19 protein-coding genes and 1 riboswitch are annotated in these 24,459 nt (G+C 47.2%); of the genes, 2 read left to right on the top strand and 17 right to left on the bottom strand.

Features of this window, described 5'->3' with window-relative positions; genetic code table 11:
* Positions 1-54: 54 nt before the first annotated feature.
* From QOL74_RS04400 to rlmD, 4 genes are all read right to left on the bottom strand, one after another.
* Positions 55-1,002, bottom strand: coding sequence for an AraC family transcriptional regulator (locus QOL74_RS04400; protein ID WP_283408226.1), 948 nt, complete (start codon positions 1,000-1,002; stop codon positions 55-57).
* A gap of 105 nt (positions 1,003-1,107) precedes the next feature.
* A complete protein-coding gene (locus tag QOL74_RS04395; protein WP_283408225.1) occupies positions 1,108-1,845 on the bottom strand; it encodes a pentapeptide repeat-containing protein in 738 nt (245 codons plus the stop codon).
* Positions 1,846-1,916: 71 nt separating this feature from the next.
* The gene (locus QOL74_RS04390; protein WP_283408224.1) at positions 1,917-2,444 is read right to left on the bottom strand and encodes a GNAT family N-acetyltransferase; all 528 of its coding nucleotides are present in this window, start codon (positions 2,442-2,444) and stop codon (positions 1,917-1,919) included.
* 132 nt (positions 2,445-2,576) lie between these two features.
* Positions 2,577-3,929 carry a 23S rRNA (uracil(1939)-C(5))-methyltransferase RlmD gene (rlmD, locus tag QOL74_RS04385; RefSeq protein ID WP_283408223.1) on the bottom strand — a complete coding sequence of 451 codons (1,353 nt, stop codon included), beginning with the start codon at positions 3,927-3,929 and terminating at the stop codon, positions 2,577-2,579.
* 102 nt (positions 3,930-4,031) lie between these two features.
* Here rlmD and QOL74_RS04380 point away from each other — a divergent pair, with 102 nt between their 5' ends.
* On the top strand, positions 4,032-5,360 hold the full coding sequence (locus QOL74_RS04380) for a GerMN domain-containing protein (protein ID WP_283408222.1): 1,329 nt from the start codon (positions 4,032-4,034) through the stop codon (positions 5,358-5,360).
* A gap of 235 nt (positions 5,361-5,595) precedes the next feature.
* Here QOL74_RS04380 and pyk read toward each other — a convergent pair whose 3' ends face one another.
* From pyk to fdhD, 12 genes are all read right to left on the bottom strand, one after another.
* On the bottom strand, positions 5,596-7,353 hold the full coding sequence (gene pyk, locus QOL74_RS04375; RefSeq protein WP_283408221.1) for a pyruvate kinase: 1,758 nt from the start codon (positions 7,351-7,353) through the stop codon (positions 5,596-5,598).
* Positions 7,354-7,385: 32 nt separating this feature from the next.
* The gene (gene pfkA, locus QOL74_RS04370; RefSeq protein ID WP_283408220.1) at positions 7,386-8,345 is read right to left on the bottom strand and encodes a 6-phosphofructokinase; all 960 of its coding nucleotides are present in this window, start codon (positions 8,343-8,345) and stop codon (positions 7,386-7,388) included.
* 166 nt (positions 8,346-8,511) lie between these two features.
* A complete protein-coding gene (locus tag QOL74_RS04365) occupies positions 8,512-12,051 on the bottom strand; it encodes a DNA polymerase III subunit alpha (protein ID WP_283408219.1) in 3,540 nt (1,179 codons plus the stop codon).
* 15 nt (positions 12,052-12,066) lie between these two features.
* Entirely contained in the window at positions 12,067-12,879 is an 813-nt protein-coding gene (gene yqeB / locus QOL74_RS04360) for a selenium-dependent molybdenum cofactor biosynthesis protein YqeB (RefSeq protein WP_283408218.1), read from the bottom strand.
* A 157-nt stretch (positions 12,880-13,036) separates the two neighbouring features.
* Positions 13,037-14,083: an HD-GYP domain-containing protein gene (locus QOL74_RS04355; RefSeq protein ID WP_283408217.1), complete on the bottom strand. Its 1,047-nt coding sequence runs from the start codon at positions 14,081-14,083 to the stop codon at positions 13,037-13,039.
* A gap of 125 nt (positions 14,084-14,208) precedes the next feature.
* Positions 14,209-15,189 (bottom strand): DNA-binding protein WhiA, encoded by a 981-nt coding sequence (whiA, locus tag QOL74_RS04350; protein ID WP_283408216.1) that lies wholly within the window; start codon positions 15,187-15,189, stop codon positions 14,209-14,211.
* 23 nt (positions 15,190-15,212) lie between these two features.
* Positions 15,213-15,641: an NUDIX hydrolase gene (locus tag QOL74_RS04345; RefSeq protein WP_283408215.1), complete on the bottom strand. Its 429-nt coding sequence runs from the start codon at positions 15,639-15,641 to the stop codon at positions 15,213-15,215.
* A gap of 88 nt (positions 15,642-15,729) precedes the next feature.
* On the bottom strand, positions 15,730-17,037 hold the full coding sequence (locus QOL74_RS04340; RefSeq protein ID WP_283408214.1) for a gluconeogenesis factor YvcK family protein: 1,308 nt from the start codon (positions 17,035-17,037) through the stop codon (positions 15,730-15,732).
* A 9-nt stretch (positions 17,038-17,046) separates the two neighbouring features.
* A complete protein-coding gene (gene rapZ / locus QOL74_RS04335) occupies positions 17,047-17,898 on the bottom strand; it encodes an RNase adapter RapZ (protein WP_283408213.1) in 852 nt (283 codons plus the stop codon).
* Between the two features lie 16 nt (positions 17,899-17,914).
* Positions 17,915-18,826: a UDP-N-acetylmuramate dehydrogenase gene (gene murB, locus QOL74_RS04330; RefSeq protein ID WP_283408212.1), complete on the bottom strand. Its 912-nt coding sequence runs from the start codon at positions 18,824-18,826 to the stop codon at positions 17,915-17,917.
* A gap of 195 nt (positions 18,827-19,021) precedes the next feature.
* The gene (gene moaA, locus QOL74_RS04325; protein ID WP_283408211.1) at positions 19,022-19,981 is read right to left on the bottom strand and encodes a GTP 3',8-cyclase MoaA; all 960 of its coding nucleotides are present in this window, start codon (positions 19,979-19,981) and stop codon (positions 19,022-19,024) included.
* 68 nt (positions 19,982-20,049) lie between these two features.
* Positions 20,050-20,171, bottom strand: a riboswitch (molybdenum cofactor riboswitch).
* A 20-nt stretch (positions 20,172-20,191) separates the two neighbouring features.
* Positions 20,192-21,019, bottom strand: coding sequence for a formate dehydrogenase accessory sulfurtransferase FdhD (fdhD, locus tag QOL74_RS04320; RefSeq protein ID WP_283408210.1), 828 nt, complete (start codon positions 21,017-21,019; stop codon positions 20,192-20,194).
* Between the two features lie 117 nt (positions 21,020-21,136).
* Here fdhD and QOL74_RS04315 point away from each other — a divergent pair, with 117 nt between their 5' ends.
* Positions 21,137-21,637, top strand: a complete 501-nt coding sequence (locus QOL74_RS04315; protein WP_283408209.1) for a ferritin-like domain-containing protein — start codon at positions 21,137-21,139, stop codon at positions 21,635-21,637.
* 118 nt (positions 21,638-21,755) lie between these two features.
* Here the strand turns inward: QOL74_RS04315 and fdhF are convergent, their stop codons facing one another.
* Positions 21,756-24,434 carry a formate dehydrogenase subunit alpha gene (fdhF, locus tag QOL74_RS04310; protein WP_488153920.1) on the bottom strand — a complete coding sequence of 893 codons (2,679 nt, stop codon included), beginning with the start codon at positions 24,432-24,434 and terminating at the stop codon, positions 21,756-21,758.
* Between the last annotated feature and the right edge of the window lie 25 nt (positions 24,435-24,459).

Genomic DNA, 24,459 nt, shown 5'->3' with positions numbered 1-24,459 from the left:
AAACCTCCTTCTTTCAAAAGCATCTCTTGATCAGCATCTCTTGTTCCTGTTTATTCAAGATGCAACTTCAGATGGCGGCTTCTCCATATCCTTCAGATGCACGGGCATCACCCAAAGTTCCATATAGGCTCCATCAGGCATGGGTTTGCCATATTTTTCCATTGAAAAAGAATGTGTTACCAGCCCCCGTTTTGCCAGCCATGTTCCAAACAGATAGCTAATCGCTTTCCCCAGGGCTTGCGTGGTGAGCGTCTCAACATTTTCTGCTTCAAAACAACAAACCACATATTCACCTGCAGCCAGTTGCCAAGTTGTCATGTGACCGTCATCTGCCGTGTTTGATTTCGAAGCTCCCCCCACAAAATAAGTAAAGGTTTCGTTTTCAGTCTCGCCCATCATCGACACTCCTATTTCAGCACTATCCTGCACAATATGAGGCATATCAACCTTTTGGCGATGGAATGCATCCCATAACTGTCCCGGTATGTCGATACCGGTAGCTTCACCCACCGGGGCCTGTGAAATGGGAACTTGAGCAGAAAGCCCGGCATAGATTTGGGCTGTATCCACTTTTTTACGCGTTATCTCGATAACGATGCTGTTGGTGATAAGCGGCACATCTTCATCAATCATTGTATAATTCAACAACAACTCTGGCTTGTAAATCTGATTAAGTCGAACCGGCACAGCCCGATATTCCTCCGGCGTAATCCCGTAAGCCTCCTTAAATGCGCGGGTAAAAGTTTCGTGAGAAGAGAAGCCGAAGTCCATCGCCACATCAACGATTCGCCTGTCTGTATCCGTTAGTGCAGCCGATGCTCTGGCCAGTCGTCGAAGTTTAATGTATTCGTTGACTGGTCTTTTAACCAGCCTCTTGAAAAGTCTTTGAAAATAAAACCGCGAAAGTCCTGCCATATGTGCCAATGTTTCGATCTGAATCTCTTCACTCAACTCATCTTCAATATAATCGACCGTCTTTTGGATTTGTTCCCATGCGTGCATTTTAAGCACCTCCTTGCCACAAGAATAGCATGATCGTGTGCTTTCCACTTGACTGTCAATGCTCTTTTTACGAAAAACTTTATGACAATGAATCAAACTCGATCATCACCAGACAGCCGGCCGGGAAATAGTGGTGGGAAGCTTGGTGTTTGAATTGCCCAGAGTGGCATTTACCTGCATTTGGGTTAGAAATACAGCCTCGCTCAAATCGGTGTTTTTAATGTTGGCATCGCGCAAGTCAGCACCCAAAAAATTGGTGCCCTTGAGGCTGCATCCTTCTAAATTGGCCGCAACCATTATGGCCATGCTGAAATCTCTACCGTTAAGATTTGATTTTTTGAAATTTTTCCCGAAATAGTCACTGTTGTTTGCTTTCTTCGATGAAACAGAGGCGATTCTGCTGCTCACTTGTTTTAACACCTGGTTGACCTTTCCATGATATGCTGTCAAATCAACTTTTAGCATCTCTTCAACCGGAAGGGTTGTCAACTGCCTGCCGGCTGCCATCAAATCATGAAATTTTCGCCGCTCACTCTCATCTGTCACCAACGACAGGGCCTCCAGCAAATACCATATCATTTGGTGAAGTTGAAAGACCATCATAAAGACCCGACATATTTCTGTTGCCTTTTCAGGATTCTTTTTCCAGTCTTCGTTGGCATATATCCCTTGTGTCACCTTTTGCCCTGCCCCAAAGCAATCGTAGGCCAGACACCCTTTCATACCCTTTTTTGCCAACATCGAATGTATGCGGCATCGAAAGTCAGGCATCAGTTGCTTGCAGGGCACTCCTGCTTCTTTATTCTCTGGAAACCCGTCTGTTTTCGTGCAATACAAAGCCATGCAGCATAATCCACTGCATTTATCACAGTCAATTCTGAGGGTGGCTCGCAAACTGTTAGTATCGTCACTTTTCATTTTTTTCTCCACTTCATCACAAGTTCAATTTCATTGGTGTTTTCTTCAATCTGCTCTTTGTCAACCACGAACCCTTCTCGTTGGTAAAACTGAACAGCCCTGCTGTTTTTCTTGTAAACCTGCAGCAGCAGGTCTTCGTTATTCATTTTAATGTAATCCAATAGCAGCTTTCCAATCCCCTTTGATTGTTCGCTTTTTTCAATGAAAATGCCGGCAAGATAATTGCCGATGAGTCCGACGAATCCCTTAACTGATTGGTCTTCATAAACATACACCGCCGCATCAGGAATCATTTGTTTCACTGTGTCATAATTGGCTCTCCAGTAGTCTTCACCGATAAAGTCATGCGCCGCCGTATTTGTGTCAAGCCACAGTTCCATGACAGTGTTTAAGTCTTTTTTCTGAAACGCTCTTATCGTTGCCCGATGCATATCATTCACCTTTTCCATTTGTTTTGCAATGTTGCAAGTAACTTTCACCGCAGTCTGGTCACTTCTTATTAAACTGATATGTTCGACTGTCAACACCATCTCCTATTCTAATACTAACGAGTGGACTTAGGATTTACAGGAGTTCATCTCAAAAATCAACTGTTATGATGGCAGTTCAACAAACTTTTAATAATTATCTTCAATTTTTCAAGCCTTTATCTCAGTCTATTTCTCCGCTCTTGACATCAATACTACCGTCTCAACATGGCTAGTATGTGGAAAAAGATCAACTGGCTGCACTTCCAATGTTTGGTACCCTCCATCTTCTAAAATGCGTAGGTCTCTGGCCAAGGTCGCCGGGTTGCAGGAAACGTAAACAATACGATCTGGATTCATTTGTATCATGGCAAGCAGTACCACCTCATCACAACCTTTACGGGGTGGGTCCACCACAATGACTTCTGGTTGAATTCCTGATTGGGCCAGTTGAGGCATCCAATTTTCTGCAGGGCCAGCCATGAACTCGACGTTGGAAATATGGTTTAGGTGAGCATTTGCCCGGGCGTCTTCAACAGCAGGTTCGACAGATTCAATGCCGATCACTTTCCGGGCTTTTTGTGCCAGAAACAGGCTGATGGTGCCGATACCGCAGTACAGGTCCATGACAGTTTCGCTTCCGGTGAGAGAAGCCATTTCCAGCACTTTATCGTAAAGTACCTCTGTTTGAGCAGGGTTCACCTGAAAGAAGGCGTGGGGTGATATCTGAAAATCAAGGTGGTGAAGCCGATCAGTCAAATAAACCTTGCCGAAGATCACCTGATTTTCTTTCCCCATAATCACATTGGTTCGCTTCGTATTTTCGTTCAATACCACACTCACCAAGCCGTTCACCTGTTGCAATGCTTCCACTAAAAGATGAGATTTTGGCAGGTGTTTTCCGTTGATCACCAGAATCACCATCACCTCACCAGTGGCAAATCCCACTTTTGTCACCAGGTGGCGCACAAGTCCGGTGTTTGTGGTTTCGTTATATATAGAGATGTGCTCTTTTTCAAGAAAGTCACGCAGGATTTTGACGACGTTTTCCATGATGGAATGCTGAATGTGGCACTTTCGGGTATCGATAATATCGTGACTGCCCTGACGGTAAAAGCCGATGGACAGTTTATGGTGGGACAGACCGATGGGAAACTGGGCTTTGTTGCGGTAATGCCAAGGCTCTTTCATGCCCAGTACCGGCTTTACCACTGTGTCTATTTTGCCAATTCTTTTCAGTGAATCACTCACTCGCTTCTCTTTGAATATCAATTGTGTGGGATAGTTCAGGGACATGGTTTGGCAACCGCCGCATTGATTAAATAATTCACATAGTGGATTTACCCGGTTGGGCGATGGGTTTATTAACTGTTGTTTGCTTGCCAGTCCAAAGTTTTTACGTACCCTGGTCACCATGACCACCATTTCATCTCCCGGCAGCGCATTAGGAATAAACAGGGGAAATCCGTCAACTTTTGCCACTCCTTCTCCTTCATGGGTCAGGTCTTCGATGGTCACGGTGAATTTTTCATTGAGTTTCAAAGTAATCCGCTCCTTTAGATGGTACCCTTTACGGTCTATTCGTGTTATCATGTAGTAGTGGGTACCAATATTAATCATAGCGACAGAAAGCGAGTGGCTTCCATGCGTTATCTCATAAAAATCATTCTGCTGTTACTGGCTCTCAGTTTTGTTGGAGCCGGCATTCCCCTGTATACCGACACCATTGACCTGAATTTGGAGATTTCTTCAGACCAGGCTGTTCAGCAATCACTTGATTTTGATGTCTTGCTCAACCCGGTGAATAGCCAGCAATATGAAATCGTAGTTGAAATGAATGTCTCTGGTCTTGATGATGAGGAACTCCCCCATGAACAGCAACCATTCGAGTTGCAGTTATTCTCTGGTGACGAAGCCTCGCATCATCCGGTGACAGACTTGCTGGCGGCCAGCGCCAGGTATGAAACCCTTGAAGATGGCAGGGTGATGTTCCACAGCTCTGTTATATTGGCTCAAGAAGCACTTGATCTGCCTGACGGACGCTATCAACTTTCAGTAACTCCCCGCAACCGTCAAGGGCAATTGATGGCTGATGCACAGGAAATTTCATTTGCCTTTGTCTCACTGGTTCATTATGAGCCGGCCAGGTACGAACGAGCTTCCAACGAAAGTGCTTTGCGTCTGTATTTTCCAGACGAATCGTCCAGGTACCTGATTCCGGTCACCCGCTTTGTTCCTCAAACGAATACCACACTGCGGGAAACGGTGACTCAACTGGAAGCCGGCCCCACTGCGGCTCTTGGTCTTTTTAACCGCTCTCCCATTCCGCCGGTGCCCCGTATTCAACTTTCAGGCGGTACTGCCAGCCTATACCTCTCAAGCCAGTTGGGCTTTTATAATGAGTATCCCAACGTGGCTCGAATGGCTGCTTTCAGCCTGGTTGAATCTCTGGGGACCATCCCGGAAGTGAATCGCATTCAGTTTTACTTTGATAACCGGATTGCGCCTGAAGGTTTCCGGGATCTGGTGACTGATCAACCCTTTGAACCTGCTACGGGTCCATTTGTCTGGATCGCCTACCGCACACCGAATGGCAGGGCTCTGTTGCTGCCGCGCGAGGTTGATAACCAGCTGATTGCTGTGCCGGATCTGGTACGCCAGCTGATGCTGGATGGCCGCCCTGAATATGGTATGGAGCTTCAGCCCACTGTTCCACATGAAGTTAATCTGCTGGATTACACTTTGCATGAGGGCGTTTTGATCCTTAATTTCAATCAGCCCTTTGAAGATGTTTTTACCGAGAATCCTCTTCGTGGAAGACTGATGTTGGACAGCCTGATCTTAAGCATGACTTCGCTGGACCTGGTTGATGCGGTTCAGTTTCAGGTGGAAGGGCGCCTTCCCAATGTCATCATGGAACCTTCACTTGCTGAACCGTGGTATGCTCCACCTTATATGAACCCCGAGCTGTAGCCGGTTTGAAACGTTTGACTGTGTCTGCTTCTGTTTCATGATAGCATATTTTCAACGTTATGGCTGTTTTTTAGGTAAAAAAAAGCGGGGCTGCCGTGTGGCAGCCCCCAAATATTACTGCATATCATAAAAGGGAGAGGATGTTACCTGTTTTCATTATAGGTGATGTGTCTCTCTTTTTGGTTAATCTTGTGTAAACTCCGGGTTAATCTTTATTTACACACGGGCATCCTGGCTATAGTACCTGGGTACGGCCACTGTAAATTTGCCCACTGCCAGAGTCCACTGTTACCAGATCGCCTGGTTTGAGGGTTGTCAGGGCATCGGTGACACCCACAACAGTCGGTTTCTCAAGATTCAGCCCTACCACGGCAGCATGGCTGGTCAGACCGCCTGCTTCGGTTACAATCGCACCAGCCCTGTTCATGAGAGGTACCAGGTCTGCGTCGGTCATGGCAGCCACCAAAATGTCACCGTCTTCAAAACCTTTCCAGGTTTCTGGATCACTGGTGACGAAACGCACTCTTCCTGTGGCCGCTCTTTTACCGATACCCATCCCTGCCACCAATACTTCACCGACAATATGGGCTTTGATAAGGTTGGTTGTACCGGAAACTCCTACAGGAACACCAGCTGTGATCACCACCAGGTCACCCCGCTGAATCAGTTCGCATTCAAGGGCTTTGGCAATGGAAGTATCAATGATATCATCAGTGGATTCCAAATGGCTGGTCAGTACTGAGTAGACACCCCAGGAAAGGCTTAACTGCCGGGTTACCCGCTTGTCAGTGGTGGCAGCCACAATGATCTGTGCTGGCCGGAATTTGGAAACCATGCGGGCGGTATAGCCTGAAGAAGTGGCCGTGACGATGGCCGAAGCCCCCAGATCCATGGCGATATTGCAAGTGGCGTTGCTAATGGCATCGGTGATACTGGTTTCCTTGTTGAGATCTTTGCTGCGGAGCAGTTCACGGTAGTCGATGGCTGATTCTGTGCGCCGAGCAATAACAGACATGGTTTTAACTGCATCCACCGGATATTTACCAGCTGCAGTTTCGCCAGAAAGCATGATGGCATCAGTACCATCAAAAATGGCATTGGCAACGTCTGTGACTTCTGCCCGGGTGGGGCGGGGGTTGCGAATCATGGAATCCAGCATCTGTGTGGCGGTGATAACAGGTTTTCCCACCTTGTTGCACTTGCGAATCATACTCTTTTGCGCCAGCGGAACTTCTTCTGTGGGAATTTCAACCCCCAGATCCCCCCGGGCCACCATGATCCCGTCAGAGGCTTCGATGATTTCGTCCAGGTTATCCATGCCTTCCTGATTCTCGATTTTTGATATGATTTGAATGTAGCCGGCATTGTTTTGCTCAAGAATTTCACGAATAGCCAGTACATCTGCAGATTTTCGCACAAATGAGGCGGCAATAAAGTCGATGCCGTTCTCAATGCCAAACTCAATATCAGCCCGGTCTTTTGGTGTGATGGCCGGCAGGTTAATGCTCACGTTGGGTACATTAACCCCTTTATGATTTTTTACGATTCCACCATTGAGAACTCGACAGACGATGTCAGTTTCATCTTTAACTTCCAGCACTTCCAGGCCTACCAGTCCGTCATCGATGAGAATCTGAGATCCAGCACTTACATCTCCCGGCAGTCCTTCGTAGCTGACATTGCAGATCTCTTGAGTTCCCAGAACATCGCGGGTGGTAATGGTGAAGGTTTGACCTTCTTCCAGCATCACTTCAGGCAACTCAAACTTGCCGGTTCTGATCTCCGGGCCCTTGGTATCCAACAGAATAGCCACCGGAATCTTCATTTCCCGGCGCACTTCTTTAATGACGTCAATGCGCTTCTTATGTTCTTCATGAGATCCATGTGAAAAATTCAGTCGTGCCACGTTCAAACCGTGAGTCACCAGCTCTTTAAATACTTCTTTTGATTCGCTGGCGGGTCCCAGAGTACATACGATTTTTGTTCTTTTCATTTTTTCACTCCTCTTTTGACACCGTTACTTGGCTAAATTGACAAAATGCTAGCCAGGTTATAGGTGTCCATATCCAGTGTTTTTTCAATGGTCAGGGCTTCTTTCATATCCACATCCACAATGGCATTACACTTTATTCCCACTGCCCGGTTTGATTTTCCTCCAAGTAGCAGTTCAACAGCACGGGCTCCCAGTTTGCTGGCCAGAATCCTGTCAGTCGCTGTAGGGCTTCCACCTCTTTGAATATGCCCAAGAATTGTTGCCCGGGTTTCCATGCTGGTTTTTTCTTCAATTATCTTAGCCAACTCCATTGCATTGCCTGCTCCTTCAGCCAGCAAGATCAGGCTGTGTAGCTTGCCCCGGTTTTTGCCGCGAATGATCTTGCGACAGATTTCATCAATGTTATGGGGAATTTCCGGAATGACAATGCTTTCAGCGCCACCAGCCAAACCGCAATAAAGGGCAATGTCACCGCAGTGTCTTCCCATCACTTCCACAATGTTCACACGACCATGAGAACTTGAAGTGTCACGAATTTTACTGATGGCCTCCACCACTGTGTTAATGGCTGTGTCAAAACCTATGGTGTAGTCAGTATATGCCAGGTCATTGTCAATAGTTCCTGGAATGCCAATGGCGGGAATACCCATTTCATTGAGTTTCACCGCTCCTGTCATGGAGCCATCGCCGCCAATAACAATCACACCGTCAATATTGAATACTTCCAGTACGTTTAAGGCTTTTTTGCGGCCAGCTTCTGTTTTAAAATCTTCACAACGGGCTGTTTGCAAAATGGTGCCGCCGCGATGAATGATATCGGCAACCGACGAGAGGTTCATTTCTTTAAGTTTTGCATTCACAAGTCCTTCATACCCGCGAAGAATGCCGTATACTTTACATTCATGGTAGATGGCGCTGCGCACCACTGCCCGAATGGCAGCATTCATTCCCGGTGCATCACCGCCGCTGGTTAAAACTCCAATTGTCTTCATGGAAGGTTCCTCCATTTCTATCGATGCATATTCTTTTTTGCTTGGTCTTTTTGTGTCCCGCATGTAACAATTTTGACCAGGCTTAGCACGACTTATTATATCACACTTTGTACGTTTTCACACTCATTCATCAAAAGTTTTGTGGTTCGATTAAAAACAGCAGATTTTAGCGAAGTTTGATGGAATCGTTGCCAAAAATCTGGTGCAGTGCCTGTACGAGTTCACTGCTGGGTGTCACCCAAAGCGTTTCATCTGCCTGGAATCGCTGGCCGGTCTCATTCACATAAATCACAACCGGTGTTTGACCCTGAAACTGGCGCAGTAACGGTTTGACCTTTTCAATGAGATTCATATGCCCATTGGTGGGAATGCGTATCCATAAACGCTGGCCGTTTGGCTGACTGTCTCCTTTGGCAGTAGCAGCTTTCGGCTTGGAAAAAGTGTTTCTGTGCTTTCCCGGCGGGCGGTTTTTCCAACTCTCGAGTTGATCCACGCCTGTCATGTGAGTCACCAAGATTTTAGGCGCTTCATCGTCTTTAAAATCAAGGGTACCTTCCAACAGCACAATTTCATCTTCCTGAATATAAGAAAGGTATTGCTCCAAGGTTTGAGGAAACAGGATACATTCAATGGTTCCGAAAAGATCCTCCAGTTGGATGATGGCCATCATCTGGTTATTTCGGGTGGTCTTCATAGTTTTTGAGAAGATGACGCCCCCCAACATCAGGGTTTGCCGGTCTCTGAACCTTGAAGACATAGGATTTTCCACCATCTCTGTAAAATCGCGGCTATCAGCAGATATGAAGGTCTTCAGCTTTTCCTGATATTCCTGGAGTGGGTGACCGCTGAGATAAAGGCCCAACACTTCTTTTTCCATACTGAGGCGTACCCGTTCCTGAAAGTCCGACACCTCGGGGTAATGATCCTGTGCCATTGTTTCAGCTGGTTGCATCAAATCAAAAAGACCCATCTGTCCTTGCAGATTGTTTTTTCGGTTGCGTACAGCACTGTCAAGCACTTGCTCGTATATTGCCATCAGCTGGGCACGAGTGGCGCCCGTACTGTCAAAGGAGCCCGCTTTAATCATACTCTCCACGGCCCTTTTGTTGAGGTCTCGACTGCACATTCGCTCACAAAAATCTGTGAGATGATCGAAGCGGCCATTGGCTTCCCTTTCGATAACCAGTTGATCAATCATTCCCGCCCCAACATTTTTGACGGCAGCCATGCCAAATCGAATTTGATTCCGTTCCACTGAAAAACCCCGCACGCTGCTGTTCACATCAGGAGGCAGTACTCCAATCCCCTGCCGTCGGCAATCGTAAATATATTCGGCTATTTTTGACGAATTGCTCATGACACTTGTCATAAGAGCGGCCATGAAAGCCACCGGGTGATGGGTTTTCAGGTAGGCGGTCTGGTAGGCCAGCACGGCATAAGCTGCCGCATGAGATTTGTTAAAGGCATACTTGGCAAAGTCAATCATTTCGTCAAAAATGCGACTGGCAACATCCGCGGGAATACCTCGAGCCACACAGCCTTCAATTTCCATGTCACCCGTTGCTGTTTTCTTCCCATAAATAAAATTGCGACGTTCTTCTTCCATGACATCCATTTTCTTTTTGCTCATGGCACGCCGCACCAGATCGCTGCGGCCATAGCTATAACCTGCCAGGTCGCGCACCACCTGCATCACCTGCTCCTGATACACCAGGCATCCATAGGTGACATCCAGAATGGGCTCCAGCGCCTTATGGGCATATTTAACGAGCTCCGGCCGGTTTTTATTGCGAATATACCGGGGGATGGAATCCATTGGGCCTGGCCGAAAAAGGGAAATACCCGCCACAACATCTTCAAAGCAGTTGGGTTTCAGTTCTTTCATGAACTGAATCATACCGGCACTTTCCAACTGAAACACTCCCAGCGTCTCTCCCCTGCTGATGAGATCGTATATTGCCGGATCATCATAGTGACTATCGCTGAAATCCAGATGTACCCCTTCTGTTTCTACCAGAATATTCAATGCGTCCTGTATGACAGTGAGGGTGCGCAGGCCCAAAAAATCCATTTTAAGAAGTCCCAGCTCTTCCAGGGTTCCCATGGGAAATTGGGTAGTAACACTGTTTTCATGCATGTAAAGGGGCACATGCTCATTCAGCTTTTTTTTGGATATCACCACACCGGCGGCATGGGTTGAGGCATGACGCGGAGTTCCTTCCAGTTTGCGAGCCATTTCAATAAGATAACGGGCGCGGTCGTTTTCTTTTGTGAGCTGAAGAAGCTGCGGGTTCATTTCCAATGCTTTTTCAATGGTCATGCCCAGCACCATGGGAATCATTTTGGCAATCTGATCCACTTCACCGTAGGACATGTTAATCACCCGTCCCACATCCCGAATGGCAGCCCGGGCAGCCATGGTTCCAAAAGTGATAATTTGTGCCACCCGGTCGGTGCCATATTTCTCTTTCACGTAATTGATGACTTCCTCCCGCCGTTCATAGCAAAAATCAATATCGATATCTGGCATGGAGATGCGCTCCGGATTTAAGAACCGCTCGAAAATCAACTGATAGCGAAGGGGATCCACGTCGGTGATGCCCAACACATAAGCTACAATGCTGCCGGCAGCACTGCCTCGCCCAGGTCCCACTGGTATCTGATGATCCTTGGCGTATTTGATGAAATCCCATACGATGAGGAAATAGGCAGTATACCCCATGTTGAAAATGGTCCCCAGCTCCATGTAGAGGCGTTCCCGAATGGTTTCATCAGCCTTGGGGTAACGTTGGTGCATGCCTTCTAAGCAAAGTTTTTCCAGATACTCATTGAGAGAAATGTCATCAGGAGGTTGGTATTCAGGTAAATGGATTGTGTTGAAATCAAAATCAACCTGACACCGCTGTGCAATGCGCCATGTGTTTTCCAATGCTTCGGGCTGCTCAGGAAAAAGAGCCTTCATTTCTTGCTCCGACCGTAGATAGAAGGCATCTCCGGGAAACTTCATCCGGTCTTTATCTTCCTGTATTTTACCAGTTTGGATGCAAAGTAGAATGTCATGGGCTTCAGCATCTTCTTTTCGAATATAATGGGCATCGTTGGTGGCGACCAGGGGAATGCCTGTGTCACCGCTGAGGCGAATCAGCTCCACGTTGACCAGTTTTTGCTCTTGTATGCCATGATCCTGAAGTTCAAGGTAGAAGTTTCCGCGGCCAAACATGGCATCCAGTTCCAGTGCCAGTTTTTTAGCCGCTTGATAATTTCTATTCAGCAAATGTTGCTGCACATCTCCCGCCAGGCAGGCGCTCAGACAAATAAGCCCCTCTGTATATTGGGAAAGAGTGGCATAATCGATGCGGGGTTTGTAGTAAAAGCCTTCCAAATAACCCAAAGAAACCAGTTTGATCAGGTTTTGATAGCCTGTCATGTTTTCTGCCAGCAATACTAAATGACCCTGATCTTTATCATGAGCAGGGTCTTTTTCTTGCATGGCTCTGGCTGCGGTATACACTTCGCAGCCAATAACCGGACGAATATTTCGTTTTTTGGCTTCCTTATAAAAATCTACCACACCAAACATGGTGCCGTGATCGGTGATGGCCACCGCTGGCATTCCCATGGCCTGCACATGGTCCATCAAGCCACTGATATTGGCAAACCCGTCAAGAAGACTGTATTCTGTGTGAACGTGCAAATGAACAAACATGGCATCACCTATCCGTTAGTCGGTGTTTAATTGGTGCTGCTGTTTCAAATATAGAACAGCTTCCAGCACGCCGCCGGCCACATCACGAGATCGTTGGGAAAGCCGGTAACATTGCTCTGGCGAAACATCCGGGTCGATCTCCAGAATTTTAAGGCCTTTCCAAACATTTGAACCATCGTGAATAATACCCCTCACAATACCGCTGATTTGGGCATGAATGGAAACGTCGGCAATTTCAGCCATCAGTTGGCCTTTTTTCACCATATCGCCAATATGAACATGGGTATAAATAACGCCCTCAATGGGTGCATTAGCCACTTTATTCATTTCAACCCCTTCGCTTTCTCCGGGGATGGCTGTCTCAGGCTCTGCTGCTCCGTCAAAAATGAGGCGTCCCTGATCATGCCCTTTTTTGGTTTCGATAACAATGTCCACATCTTCACCAGCAATAAAACCAGGACCCGTGGCAATGGTGATGGCAGCCATGTCACGGGTGGTGCCTGTGTTTTTACGGGCCATGATGGCATCCACCAAAACATCCACCGGGATTTCATTGAGAATGTCACACTGTGAATCAACTATCACCGGAATTTCTTGTTTTTCCCATGCTGTGATAATTCCTTCTGCATCTGAGACATTAACACCTCTGATGCCCTCTACTGTCATTTCGCCGTGAAATACTGCCTGGGCGTAAGCAACCGTCCGTCGAATGGAAATTGGTGTATCATTTTCGATGATAAATACCTTGAAGCCACTGCGCTTCAATTTGTGTGCAATGGCAGTTCCAATTTCTCCGCCTCCACGAATGGCTACGATGTCCCGCAACATGAAATCAGCTCCCTTTTCTTCATTTACTTCGGCTGCGGCTGTCACGTTCAGTTCTATTATACGCTATTTAGGCTGTAATTGAAAATCAAACCTGTAAAAATGATGCGGCTGTCATTCAGTCAGTTTCATAAAAACGCCCGCTCCAGAGAGCCGGCGTTCAGATGATATCAATGCCCAGTTTCCTTGACAGGTCAATCACTCGATACTCCTGCACTGAATTCCCGGCAGCATCGGTTGTTACCTGTACCACCGGTCTTGTGGGCCAGTGGGGATTGTTCGACAGGACACTGGCTTGTTCACCCGTAGTGAGGCGCACCACCATTCCAACAGCGTATACCCGGATATACTTCAGGAACTGGCGCAACAATTGAAAATCAAACTGGCGATCACCCATGCATATCAGGTATTCCAAGGCTTCTTGCGCCGATATTTTTTCTTTGTAAACCCGGTCGGATGTCAAGGCATCATAGACATCGCAGATGGCCACAATCCTTGCCATCAGGGGAATCTCATCACCCACCAGCCCGTCGGGATACCCGGATCCATTATACCACTCATGATGATAACGAATGATTTCCAAAATGCGCTCATCAACCTGTTCATTGCCAATGACTGCCACACCCAGAGTCGCATGCATTTTCATTTCAGCATACTCAGAGGCATTGAGTGCCTTTGGTTTTTGCAGCAATTCCTGATTAACAAAGAGTTTCCCAATGTCATGCACCATGGCACCCATTCCTAAGATACGAAGATCTTCCGGGCTCATTTCCAATGTTATGCCAACAATAAGTGACAGTACACACACGTTCACTGAATGTCCAAAAGTGTAGTCGTCAATGGCCCTCAGGCTGGTGAGGCTCACCAACACATTATCATGACTGAGAATTTCCTGAAGCAGTATATCCACTTGCCGACGAAGCTGTTCAAGCTCCAACAACTGAGAATGGTAGGCTGACTTCAATGTCTCTTCCACAAAAATCATCGCTTTTTGCCTGGTTTCGTCCTTTACCACCGAGATATCTTTTTGAAGACCTGACTCCGGCCACTTTATGTATATTTTTTCAATTTCATGGGCTTTTAACTGATCCAAGGTGTGAGGCTGAATCATTTCTCCTTCTTTTAACAGCAGTATACCTGCTGAGCTGTGTACAGACTTCGCAAGCATCATGCCAGGCATGAGGATTCGGCAGCTTACCTCCAGCATAGATGACCTCCTTGTCTGAAGCCGAAGCTTCATGGGGATGGGTGAAGCCTTTAAGAATAGCAAGTCCTGTGCATAATTATATCCTTTCTAGACAGTCATTAACAGTGATTTTCAATTAAATATCATTATTTTTCTACATTTCCATCTAAAGATGTCATCTTTTGGGTTTTGAGACGCACTTCCAGCTGCTCCAGTTTTCTAAAGCGGTGATTAATACCAGATTTTCCCACCGGCGGATTGATTTGTTCTCCCAATTCTTTCAGGCTGGCTTCGGGGTATTTTAACCGGGCAATCGCCACTTCACGCAGACTTTGGGACAAATTCTGGATACCGATTCGGCGATCGATGAACTGAATCATTTCCACTTGTCGCATGGAAGCCTGGACAGTTTTACTCAGGTTGGCAGTTTCACAGTTGACAATTCGATTGATGTTATTCCGCATCTGTTTCAGAATCCGGATATTTTCAAGAGCCAGCAGGGCGTGGTGCGCTCCCATAATATTGAGAAGATCAACGATTTGCTCGCCTTCTTTCAGGTAGAGTACGTGATGTCCCTTACGCAGAATATACTTTCCCTGAAGTTGAAAACGCCGTAATATTTTTTGGATGCTGTCAATATGCGATTCGTTGGAAGAAACAAACTCGAGATGGTAGTTTTTCTCCGGGGCACTGATGGATCCCCCACCCAAAAAAGCGCCCCTCAAAAATGCACGGCGGCAACAGCGATTTTTGATCAATGCTGAAGGTACCTCCTCCAGCAGGGTGATCCCTTGTTCTGTTTCCATAAGAATACCGGTTTCTTTCAACATTTGTCTGCTTTCTTCCGGTGCTTCCAGCAGCAATGCATATTGTTTGCTTTTATTGAAGCGCGGGGTTTGACGAACCTGTATCTCGGCTTGAAACCCATATATTCGTTTCACCAGTTTGAAAATTTTTCGGGCAGTCGATGGGTTTTCAGTACTGAGTTGGATACGCAGATCGCCAGGACCTGCCAGTTCCAGCATGCCTGCCATTCGAATGAGCGCCGACAACTCAGCAAGCTGGCAACACCGATCTTCAGGTATAATTCTTGCCAGTTCTTCTTTGGTATCTGTTGAGAAAGACATGTTGGCGGAATCCTCTCTGATCATTATTTGACTTTTTTACCCAGTCGGTCCAATTGTTCCAGCCCTTTTTGAACCATTTTACGTTCATCTGTGTATTTGACAATTTCAAGCACCCGGTCCATATGAACAAAGCGCGCTTCCACAAACCCTTCACTTCTCTGTGGAAAACAACGCATGGTGCGTGATTGCATAAGAAACCAGTGGACAGTTTTATAGATATTCTCATTTCTGGCCCAACTGGCCTGATAGACATAGTGAATTGCTCCCAGGTATCGAAGCACATCTGCTTTCACACCTGACTCTTCAGCCACTTCCCGAATGGCCGTAGCGCGGGTGGTTTCCAAGGGCTCTACTTTTCCCTTGGGCAATACCCAGTCACCGTTGTATTTTTTCAGCAGCAGGATGGCATTTCCGAAAAACACCACACCACCAGCGCTTGTTTCGTATCTCATGCTATCATCCCTGTGTTTTTTCTTACCCTTAACTGTATCATAACCGGCTGACATGTTCAACGGCGGTGTACCACGCTGAAAAGCCGCCCTAATGAGCGGCTGTTTTGTGCAATAAAGTTGCTCTGTGCTTTTCAGGAATCAGTTGATCATGTATTATTCTGGAGATGGTCAGTGCATCGTGGCGGACGTATTCTTTGCGGATATCCACTGCATTTACTTCCATTAGCTGAATATCGCTTTCTTTCAGACGCTGATGATCTTCAGCATTTGGCAGCACCATTTCTGCTCCCTCCAGCCGATACTTGTCTACAATGGCTTGCGGAACCTTCTGGGCATTGGCCAGCACGTAATCCAGATGTGCCAGACCAGTGTTGCTCATCAGCGCTTCCACATGGTCTACCACTGCATACCTGTCGGTTTCTCCCGGTTGGGTCATCAGGTTGGGTAAATAGATTTTCACGGCCTTCGACTGGTTAATGCGCTCTGTGACCGCACTCACCAGAAGGTTGGGGATGATGCTTGTATAGAGACTGCCGGGTCCCAGCACAATGGCTTCTGCGCCATCAATGGCTGTGAGTACTTCCGGCAACGCAGCCGGTTTTCTGGGGCGAATAAATACAAAATCGATGGGGCTGTTTTCTTCCTGGCATTTTAATGGAATATTGGATTCTCCTTTAATCACTTTGCCGTTTTTTAGCTGAGCGTAGAGTGTCAAATCTTCCAGTGTGACAGGAAGCACCTGTCCTTTTACTGCCAACACTTCACCCATTTTTTTGACTGCTTCTTCAAAGCTGTCACTAATACCATTCATGGAGGCAACAAAAAGGTTTCCGAAGCTCTGTCCTTTCAGCACACCTTCAGTAAATCGGTACTGCAGCAACGCTTCCATGGTGGGTTCCATTTCTGCCAGCGCCAACAGGCAGCTGCGAATATCTCCGGGTGGCAGCATTCCCAGATCTTCTCTTAAAACACCGGATCCACCGCCATCATCGGCAACAGTGACGATGGCAGAAATGTTGGTGGTTACCTGTTTCATACCCCGAAGCAATACAGACAGCCCGGTACCTCCGCCAATGACAACAATGCGGCGTCCTTTGGAGAGAACTTGCCGGTCATATACCATTTGCACCAATCGGTCATGTTCTGACTGGACTGTTTCTGTTCTGGGAATCCGGTCCAGATTTCGCATGAGGGAAAGGATTCCCTGATGCAACGACAGTATCAATAGTAGAAGCCCGGTCAGTCCGGCGGCCACTGCCGTCGCGCCGGGCAGGTTCAGTTCCATGGCACGCCAAAAATATGCCAGTGCTGCCGAGATCATCACAATTCCCGCCAGCCCCAACAATAGCCATCTTTTCATTTGCAACCCCGGTTTTAGCCAGTAAATCCATTTCATGATGTCACCTTATTCAATGTCCCGGTGTTCCAGAATTACCCGATAACCATGTTGTTGCAGGTAGGAGGCAAGCACAAGGGCAATGGACACCGACCGGTGCCTGCCGCCGGTGCATCCAATTCCTACCACCAGCTGATGCTTACCTTCCCGAATATAGTTGGGAATAAGAAAGAGCATCATCTGTTCCAAGTGTTCCAGAAAACCAACGGCTGTTTCGTTGTCAAGTACATAGCTTCTGACTCGTTGGTCAAGACCTGTCAAAGATTTCAGTTCTTCTTCGTAGAAAGGATTTGGCAGGAAACGAACATCAAAAATCAAATCTGAATCCAGCGGAATTCCATGTTTGAATCCAAAGGTGATGAGGGAAATCAAAAAATGATTCCGTTCGCCACCTTCCAAATAGAGGTGCCGCAGCTCTTCTTTCAGCTGTGTTGGATTCAGTCGGCTGGTGTCGAGAATCGTGACAGCCATTTCTTTTAGCTGTTGTAATTTTTGTCGTTCCAACCGTATGCCTTCACCTATGGCGCCATCACGTGAAAGGGGATGACTGCGCCGCGTTTCTTTATAGCGCTTAATAAGCGTTTCGTCACTTGCATCCAAAAACAATATTTCGTAATCATGCCCCTGATCCCGGAAGGCATCAAGACTACTGAATAAGTCATCGAAAAAAAGTCCCCCCCGAATATCCATCACCAGTGCTATTTTATCGATGCTTCCTCTGGTTTTTTCGCACAATTCGGCAAACCGTGGGATCAGTACGGGAGGTAGATTATCAACGCAATAAAAGCCAAGGTCTTCCATGCACTTAACCGTGAGACTTTTTCCGGCTCCTGAAAGCCCTGTGATAATGACAAATTTCATTGTTTCACCATCCTGTCTATGCACCAATTACCCGCAGTTCCGCTTCCAAATCGACGCCGTGGGTTTCTTTCACTCGCTTGCAGATCAGGTTCATCAGATTAACTACATCTGCTGCCGTCGCATCACCTGTGTTAACAATAAAACCGGCATGAAGTTCTGACACCATGGCACCACCCACAGCCACGCCTTTTAACTGACAATCTTCAATCAGCTTTCCTGCAAAATACCCTTCAGGCCGCTTGAAAACACTACCGCCACTGGGAAGATAATAAGGTTGTCGTGTGACGCGTCGCTGCCAGTAATCATCCATCATAAATTTAATTTGCCTGTACACTCCCGACTTCAGCGCCAGATTGGCCGATAAGATGATTTCTCCCGTCTTCTGCACACGACTGGATCGATAACCCATATGCATTTCATCCAGCGTGAGAGTTTGAATAATACCGCTGGCGTTCATCACCCGGCAATTCACCAAGATGTCTTTCATTTCGCCACCATAGGCACCTGCATTCATGGCCAGCGCTCCCCCCAGTGTCCCGGGGATGCCGGCAGCGAACTCAAACCCTGCCATAGATTGCTGTAGTAATGTGCGTGACAAACTGGAAAGAGTCGCTCCTGCCTGTGCATTGACCTGTTGCCCCTGAACAGTGACACGATTCATCCTTTTGCCTATTTTGATCACCACGCCCCTGATGCCCGTGTCTGAAACCAGCATGTTACTGCCTTTTCCAATGACCATGACAGGAACGCCGCTCCCCTGGCAAAGGGATAGAAGATCAGCCAACTGGGCTTCTGTGCCGGGTTCCGCCAGATAATCAGCAGGACCGCCTATTTGAAAGGAAGTATGTGCTTTCATTGGCTCCTGACAGCGCAAAGCGGTTTCTCCCACAATCTGTTTCAGTGCCTTCTCCAATGCTTGCTCAATCAATGTGTTCACCTCTGCCTTTATTTGCCGGAACTTATGAGGAAATCTTCCGGCTCCCCGTCAATGTCTCACTTCATTATATCGGTTTGCATGGGAAGGGTCAACGCACTGTCACTCACATGAATTACCCATTTTCTCCAACAGAAAAGCCCATCATGAAACATGTGGGCTTCAGGTGGCTGTATTTCTCTGAGTGCATCAACCACCAATCTGGCACATATTGCGGCTGGTACAGCGTTCATCCTGATCTAACTGATGACGTTCCGGCTTGCGATCAATGGCCTGGGCAATAACTTTGGTGATCTGACTTGCGGGCTGATGTAAAACCGAACGAAGATCAATTTCATCATTGCTGTGAAGGCAGGGTTTCAACCGGCCGTCGCTGGTAAGGCGAATGCGGTTGCATTCATGACAGAAATGATGACTGATGGGATTAATAAATCCCACTCGCCCCATAGCACCCGGCAAACGATAATACTGGGCCGGGCTTCCATTTTCCCGCTGTTCTGTGAGCAAAAATCCCAGCTTCTCCAACAGTACATCATTGGATATGAACCGATTTTCTGCCCACTGGCTGGCTTCTCCCACCGGCATCAATTCGATGAATCGAACATCAATGTGCTCATTGATCGTTAATGATGTGAAGTCTTTGACTTCATCGTCATTAAGACCTCCTATCACCACCGTATTCAGCTTCAGTGGTGTCATTCCCAGCGAAAGAACGGTTTCAATTCCTTCGAGAACATCTGACAGGCGCCCGCCACGGGTGATCTCCCGATAGCGGTCTTCTTTCAGCGAGTCAATGCTGATATTGAACCGATTTAAACCTGCCTCCTTTAATGGTTTGGCCATTGATTTCAGCAGTGTCCCATTGGTCGTCATGGCAATTTCTTCGATACCATTAATCTGTCTTAACTGTTCCACCAGCGAAACAATCCCATTGCGTACCAATGGCTCACCACCAGTGATGCGAATTTTTCGGATACCCAGAGGCACACTGGCTTTTACAATGGAAACGATTTCTTCAAATGATAAAAGGTCTTCGTGGGTGCGCTTCTCAACACCTTCTTCCGGCATGCAGTACTGACAGCGCATATTGCATAAGTCTGTCACAGAAATACGCATATACGTGATCTGGCGACTGTATCGATCTGCCATACATGATCCTCCTGTCTCATAGCCTTTCCCTCTGGTGCAATACAAAAAGGAGCCGATGGTAAGGAGGCTCCCTGGGGGGCTTTTTTCCTTTCCATCACGGGAGGCACGGGGATTTCTCCCAGTACCCGACGGTTGCTCTTCATAGGAATGCCTTCCCTTAGAAAAATACAACTCGGAAAAAATTCTGATCATTCATTTGAATTGATTATATCACTCTTCACCTTTAATGAAAACCCTTTCTCTGCCCGTGTAAATATTCATGCGATTCCCCCGTGCAAATCCAATAAGAGTCATGTTCAACTGTGTCGCCAGTTCCACCGCCAGATTGGTGGGGGCCGATCTGGAAATAAGCGTTGCAATGCCGTAACGTGCTGTTTTTATCACCATTTCTGAAGAAAGACGACCACTGGTAATCAACCACTTCTCATCGACTGAAATATCCTTGATCAAAGCCTCACCAACGACCTTATCCAATGCGTTATGCCGGCCCACGTCTTCATGAAAAAGTTGAATGCCTGAGGTGTCACATAATGCACAGGCATGCACTCCCCCGGTTTCCTGAAACAGAATGGATCGTTTTTGAAAAGCAGAAGACAGTTGCAGTATCACATCAAACGGGATTTTGTATTGGTTCTTAATGGGCTGAGTCGTCAGGGCATCCAACACATCGAAAAAGACAGTGCCTTTTCCGCAGCCGGTGGTAACAGCCCGTTTGCCTTTTAATCGAGTTTTTAACTCTGGATTTTCTTTCAGTTGAACGTGAAACTTACCTTCATCACTGTCGAGGTGATAGTTGAGCAAGTCTTCCCTTCGGAGTAAAATCCCTTCAGAGTATAAAAATCCCACTGCCAGATATTCCATGGCAGTACCTGAACTTAAAAGTGTGATCCACTCCTGCTCATTTAAAAAGATAGTCAGGGGCTTTTCCATGATGACTTCATCGCTGGTTTCGATGGCAACGGGCCTTGCCAACGGGCCTTCCTGCTGGATTCGCATGATGGAACAGGTATGCTTGACGTTTTGCTGTTCGAGATTCATTTGTGACCCTCCCTGTGTACTACTATGATTATTATACCAGAATCCGGTTTATTCGCCGACATTTTGTGGTATAAATATGGTATAATAGTGTTAAGATTTTAACGGGGAGGCGTTTAAATGAAACAGAATTATCAAAACATCATCCGCTATGCCATGGAGCGGGAATTGCAAGGTGTGGATTTTTTCCGCCATCAATCTGAAAAAGTAAGCCTGGCCAGTGCAAAAGACATGTTATTGCGACTGGCAGACGTTGAAATGGACCATTACGAGTACCTGAAGGAACAACTGGAGCATTTTGAAAAGCATCAGACTTTTAAAGAGGTAGACTTTGATCTTGACCGGGAAAAAAATATTTTTGCCGATCGTGCAGAGAACGAACTGCTTGACCAGCAGGTGACTGAAAGCATGGTGCCTGACATGAGTGTGCTGCGCACTGCCTACTTAATGGAAAAAGATTTTGCTGAATTTTACCAGAATGCAGCTGATAACACCGATGATCCCAGTGCCAAAAAACTGTTCCACACTTTGGCTTTATGGGAACAGGGCCATGAAAAACTGTTCAAGGAAGAACACCAGCGTTTGATGGAAGACTACATGAGCCAGCCCTGGGGTGGTTGATGTTTCGACTGAACTGAGCTGAGTTCTCTAAAATCACCTTTTGAAAAGATCACGGCACACAAAACCCGGTTTCTCATTACTTGAGAAACCGGGTTTTTATAGTCTTGTGTGTGACGGCTTACGCCATTTTTTCCAGGTTAACACCTGTCACTTTTAGGCCTGGGATCTTGCAGTACTGGTCAAGCACTTCACCGTTGGTCAGCACATTCGCGCCACTTTCCCAATGGAAGGGTACGAAGAGAACACCCTTTTCCACTCTGTCGGTCACTTTTGCTTTCATGGTGACAAAACCGCGACGGGATGTAATCTTAACCATGGCACCATCTTCAATGCCTTTGGCTGCCGCCAATTCAGGGTTCACTTCCACGTATACTTCCGGCGCCATATTGTTAATACCTTCTGTTTTGCCGGTCATGGTACGGGTGTGATACTGATAAAGGATGCGGCCGGTGGTCATCACCAGCGGGTACTCTTCATCCCCCAGCTCTCCTGATTCAACGAACTCAACAGGCTTCAGCAGACCGGCGCCCCGGGCGGGTTTGCCAATGTGAAGCACAGGTGTGCCCGGATGATCGGTGGTGGGGCAAGGCCACTGGATGCCTCTTCCTTTGATGCGGTCATAGGTAATGCCGGCATATTGGGGGGTTACCTTGCGAATTTCTTCAAAGATTTCTTCGGCATCATTGTATTTTTTCTCGTAGCCCAAACGATTCATCAGATCCATAAAGACTACCCAGTCGGGTTTTGCTTCTCCTGGTGGTTTCACAGCTTTTCGAACCCGTTGCACTCTTCTTTCGGTGTTAACGAAAGTCCCATCTTTCTCAGCGAAAGATGCTGCCGGCAATACCACGTCGGCCAACTCAGCAGTTTCAGTGAGGAACAGGTCCTGTACTACCAGGAAGGTCTTTTGAAGGGCGTGCTCGGCATGATGGGTATCCGGATCAGAAATCATGGGATTCTCTCCGAAGATATAAAGCATCTTCACCCGGTCTTCCTCAATGGCTTTAAACGTCTCGGTCACCGTTAGCCCCGCCTTGTCTGAAAGCGTGACACCCCAGGCCTTTTCAAATTTTTCAAGAGCGCCAGGGTTGCCGACAGGCTGATAGCCGGTGAAGACATTGGGCAGTGCACCCATGTCACAAGCTCCCTGCACGTTGTTTTGACCGCGAAGAGGATTCACGCCGGAGCCGGGCTTTCCAATGTTACCGGTAATCAGCGCCAGGTTGGATAAGCTCATCACTGTCTCTGTTCCATTCACATGCTGGGTGATGCCCATGCAATACAGGATGGCCGCTTTATCAACACCGGCATAGAGACGGGCCGCTTCACGGATCTTGTCTGCATCAACTCCGCATATTTCTGCTGAATATTCAGGGGTGTATTTTTTAAGACTTTCAGCCAGCTCATCAAAGTTATCCGTATTTTCACGAATATAGGTTTCATCCTGAAGCTTTTCCTCCAGAATCACGTTCATCATGGCGTTATGGAGGGCGATGCTGGTTCCCGGTTTAATTTTCAGGAACACATCTGCCTCGGCTGCCAGCGGTATTTCACGGGGATCTGCCACAATCAGTTTTGAGCCATTGCGAACAGAGCGCTTCAATTGGGCTCCAATGACGGGATGGGACTCTGTGGTGTTTGACCCGGTGACAAAAATGGTGTCTGCCTGCTGAATATCAGCAATACTGTTGGTCATCGCGCCGCTTCCAAGTGTTGTTGCAAGACCTGCAACAGTGGAGGAATGTCAGAGGCGTGCGCAGTGGTCCACATTATTGGTCCCGATGACTGCGCGCATCATTTTGGTCATTAGATAATTTTCTTCTGTCAGGCCACGGGCTGATGAAAAAGCGGCAATGGCATCAGGGCCATCAGCAGCTTTTATTTCTTTGATTTTGTCCACAATCGTTTCATAGGCTTCATCCCAGGTGACTTCTTCCAGAACACCATTTTTACGCACCAAAGGTTTTTTCAGTCGTGATGGATGATTGACAAAATCATAGGAAAAACGGCCTTTGACACAAAGTAAGCCATCATTGGAGTGGCCTTTTACCGGCTCTACTTCCACTACCTTTCCATCCTTAACCAGCAGTTCCATCTGACATCCGACTCCGCAGTAAGAGCAGGTGGTTTTCACTTTCTCAACTTCCCAGTATCTGAACTTTTCTTTGCGTTTTGGCATTAATGCGCCAACAGGACATACGGCCACGCAGTTACCACAAGAGACACAGGTAGACTCTGACAGTCCCATATCAAAGGGAGTGCCGATGTGGGTTTCAAAACCCCGGTCTACAAAACAGATGGCATCGGTGTTTTGAACCTGAGAACAAACATATACACACTTTCCGCAAAGAATGCATTTTGTTTGATCGGCTGTATAAAACTCATTGGAGGCATCTTTTTCATAGGATTTCCGCTTACCGTCGAAGGTGCTCTCTTCAATATCATACTGATAACAGAGATCTTGCAAGGTGCAGCGCCCAGCCTTCTCACAGGTGAGGCAGTCCAGCGGGTGGTTTGCCAAAATCAAGTCAAGAAGTTCCTTGCGGGCAGTCACCACAGCTTCACTTTCAGTGTGTACCACCATGCCATTGGCAGCAGGCGTGCTGCAGGATGCCATTAAAGAACGGGCCCCTTCCACCTCCACCACACAAATGCGGCAGGAACCGTGGGGTTTGAGCCTTTCATCATAACAGAGCGTGGGAATTTTGACGCCGATACTGGATGCGGCATGATAAATGGTAGCGCCTTCTTTGACTTCCACATCAAAGCCGTTTATTTTCAACGTGATCATTCGAATCCTCCTTTACAGGTTCTATCATTAC

Origin of the sequence: Anoxynatronum buryatiense (assembly GCF_900182905.1) — a bacterium.
GTDB lineage: Bacteria > Bacillota > Clostridia > Peptostreptococcales > Tindalliaceae > Anoxynatronum > Anoxynatronum buryatiense.
This window is presented reverse-complemented; position numbering and strand designations above follow the sequence as displayed.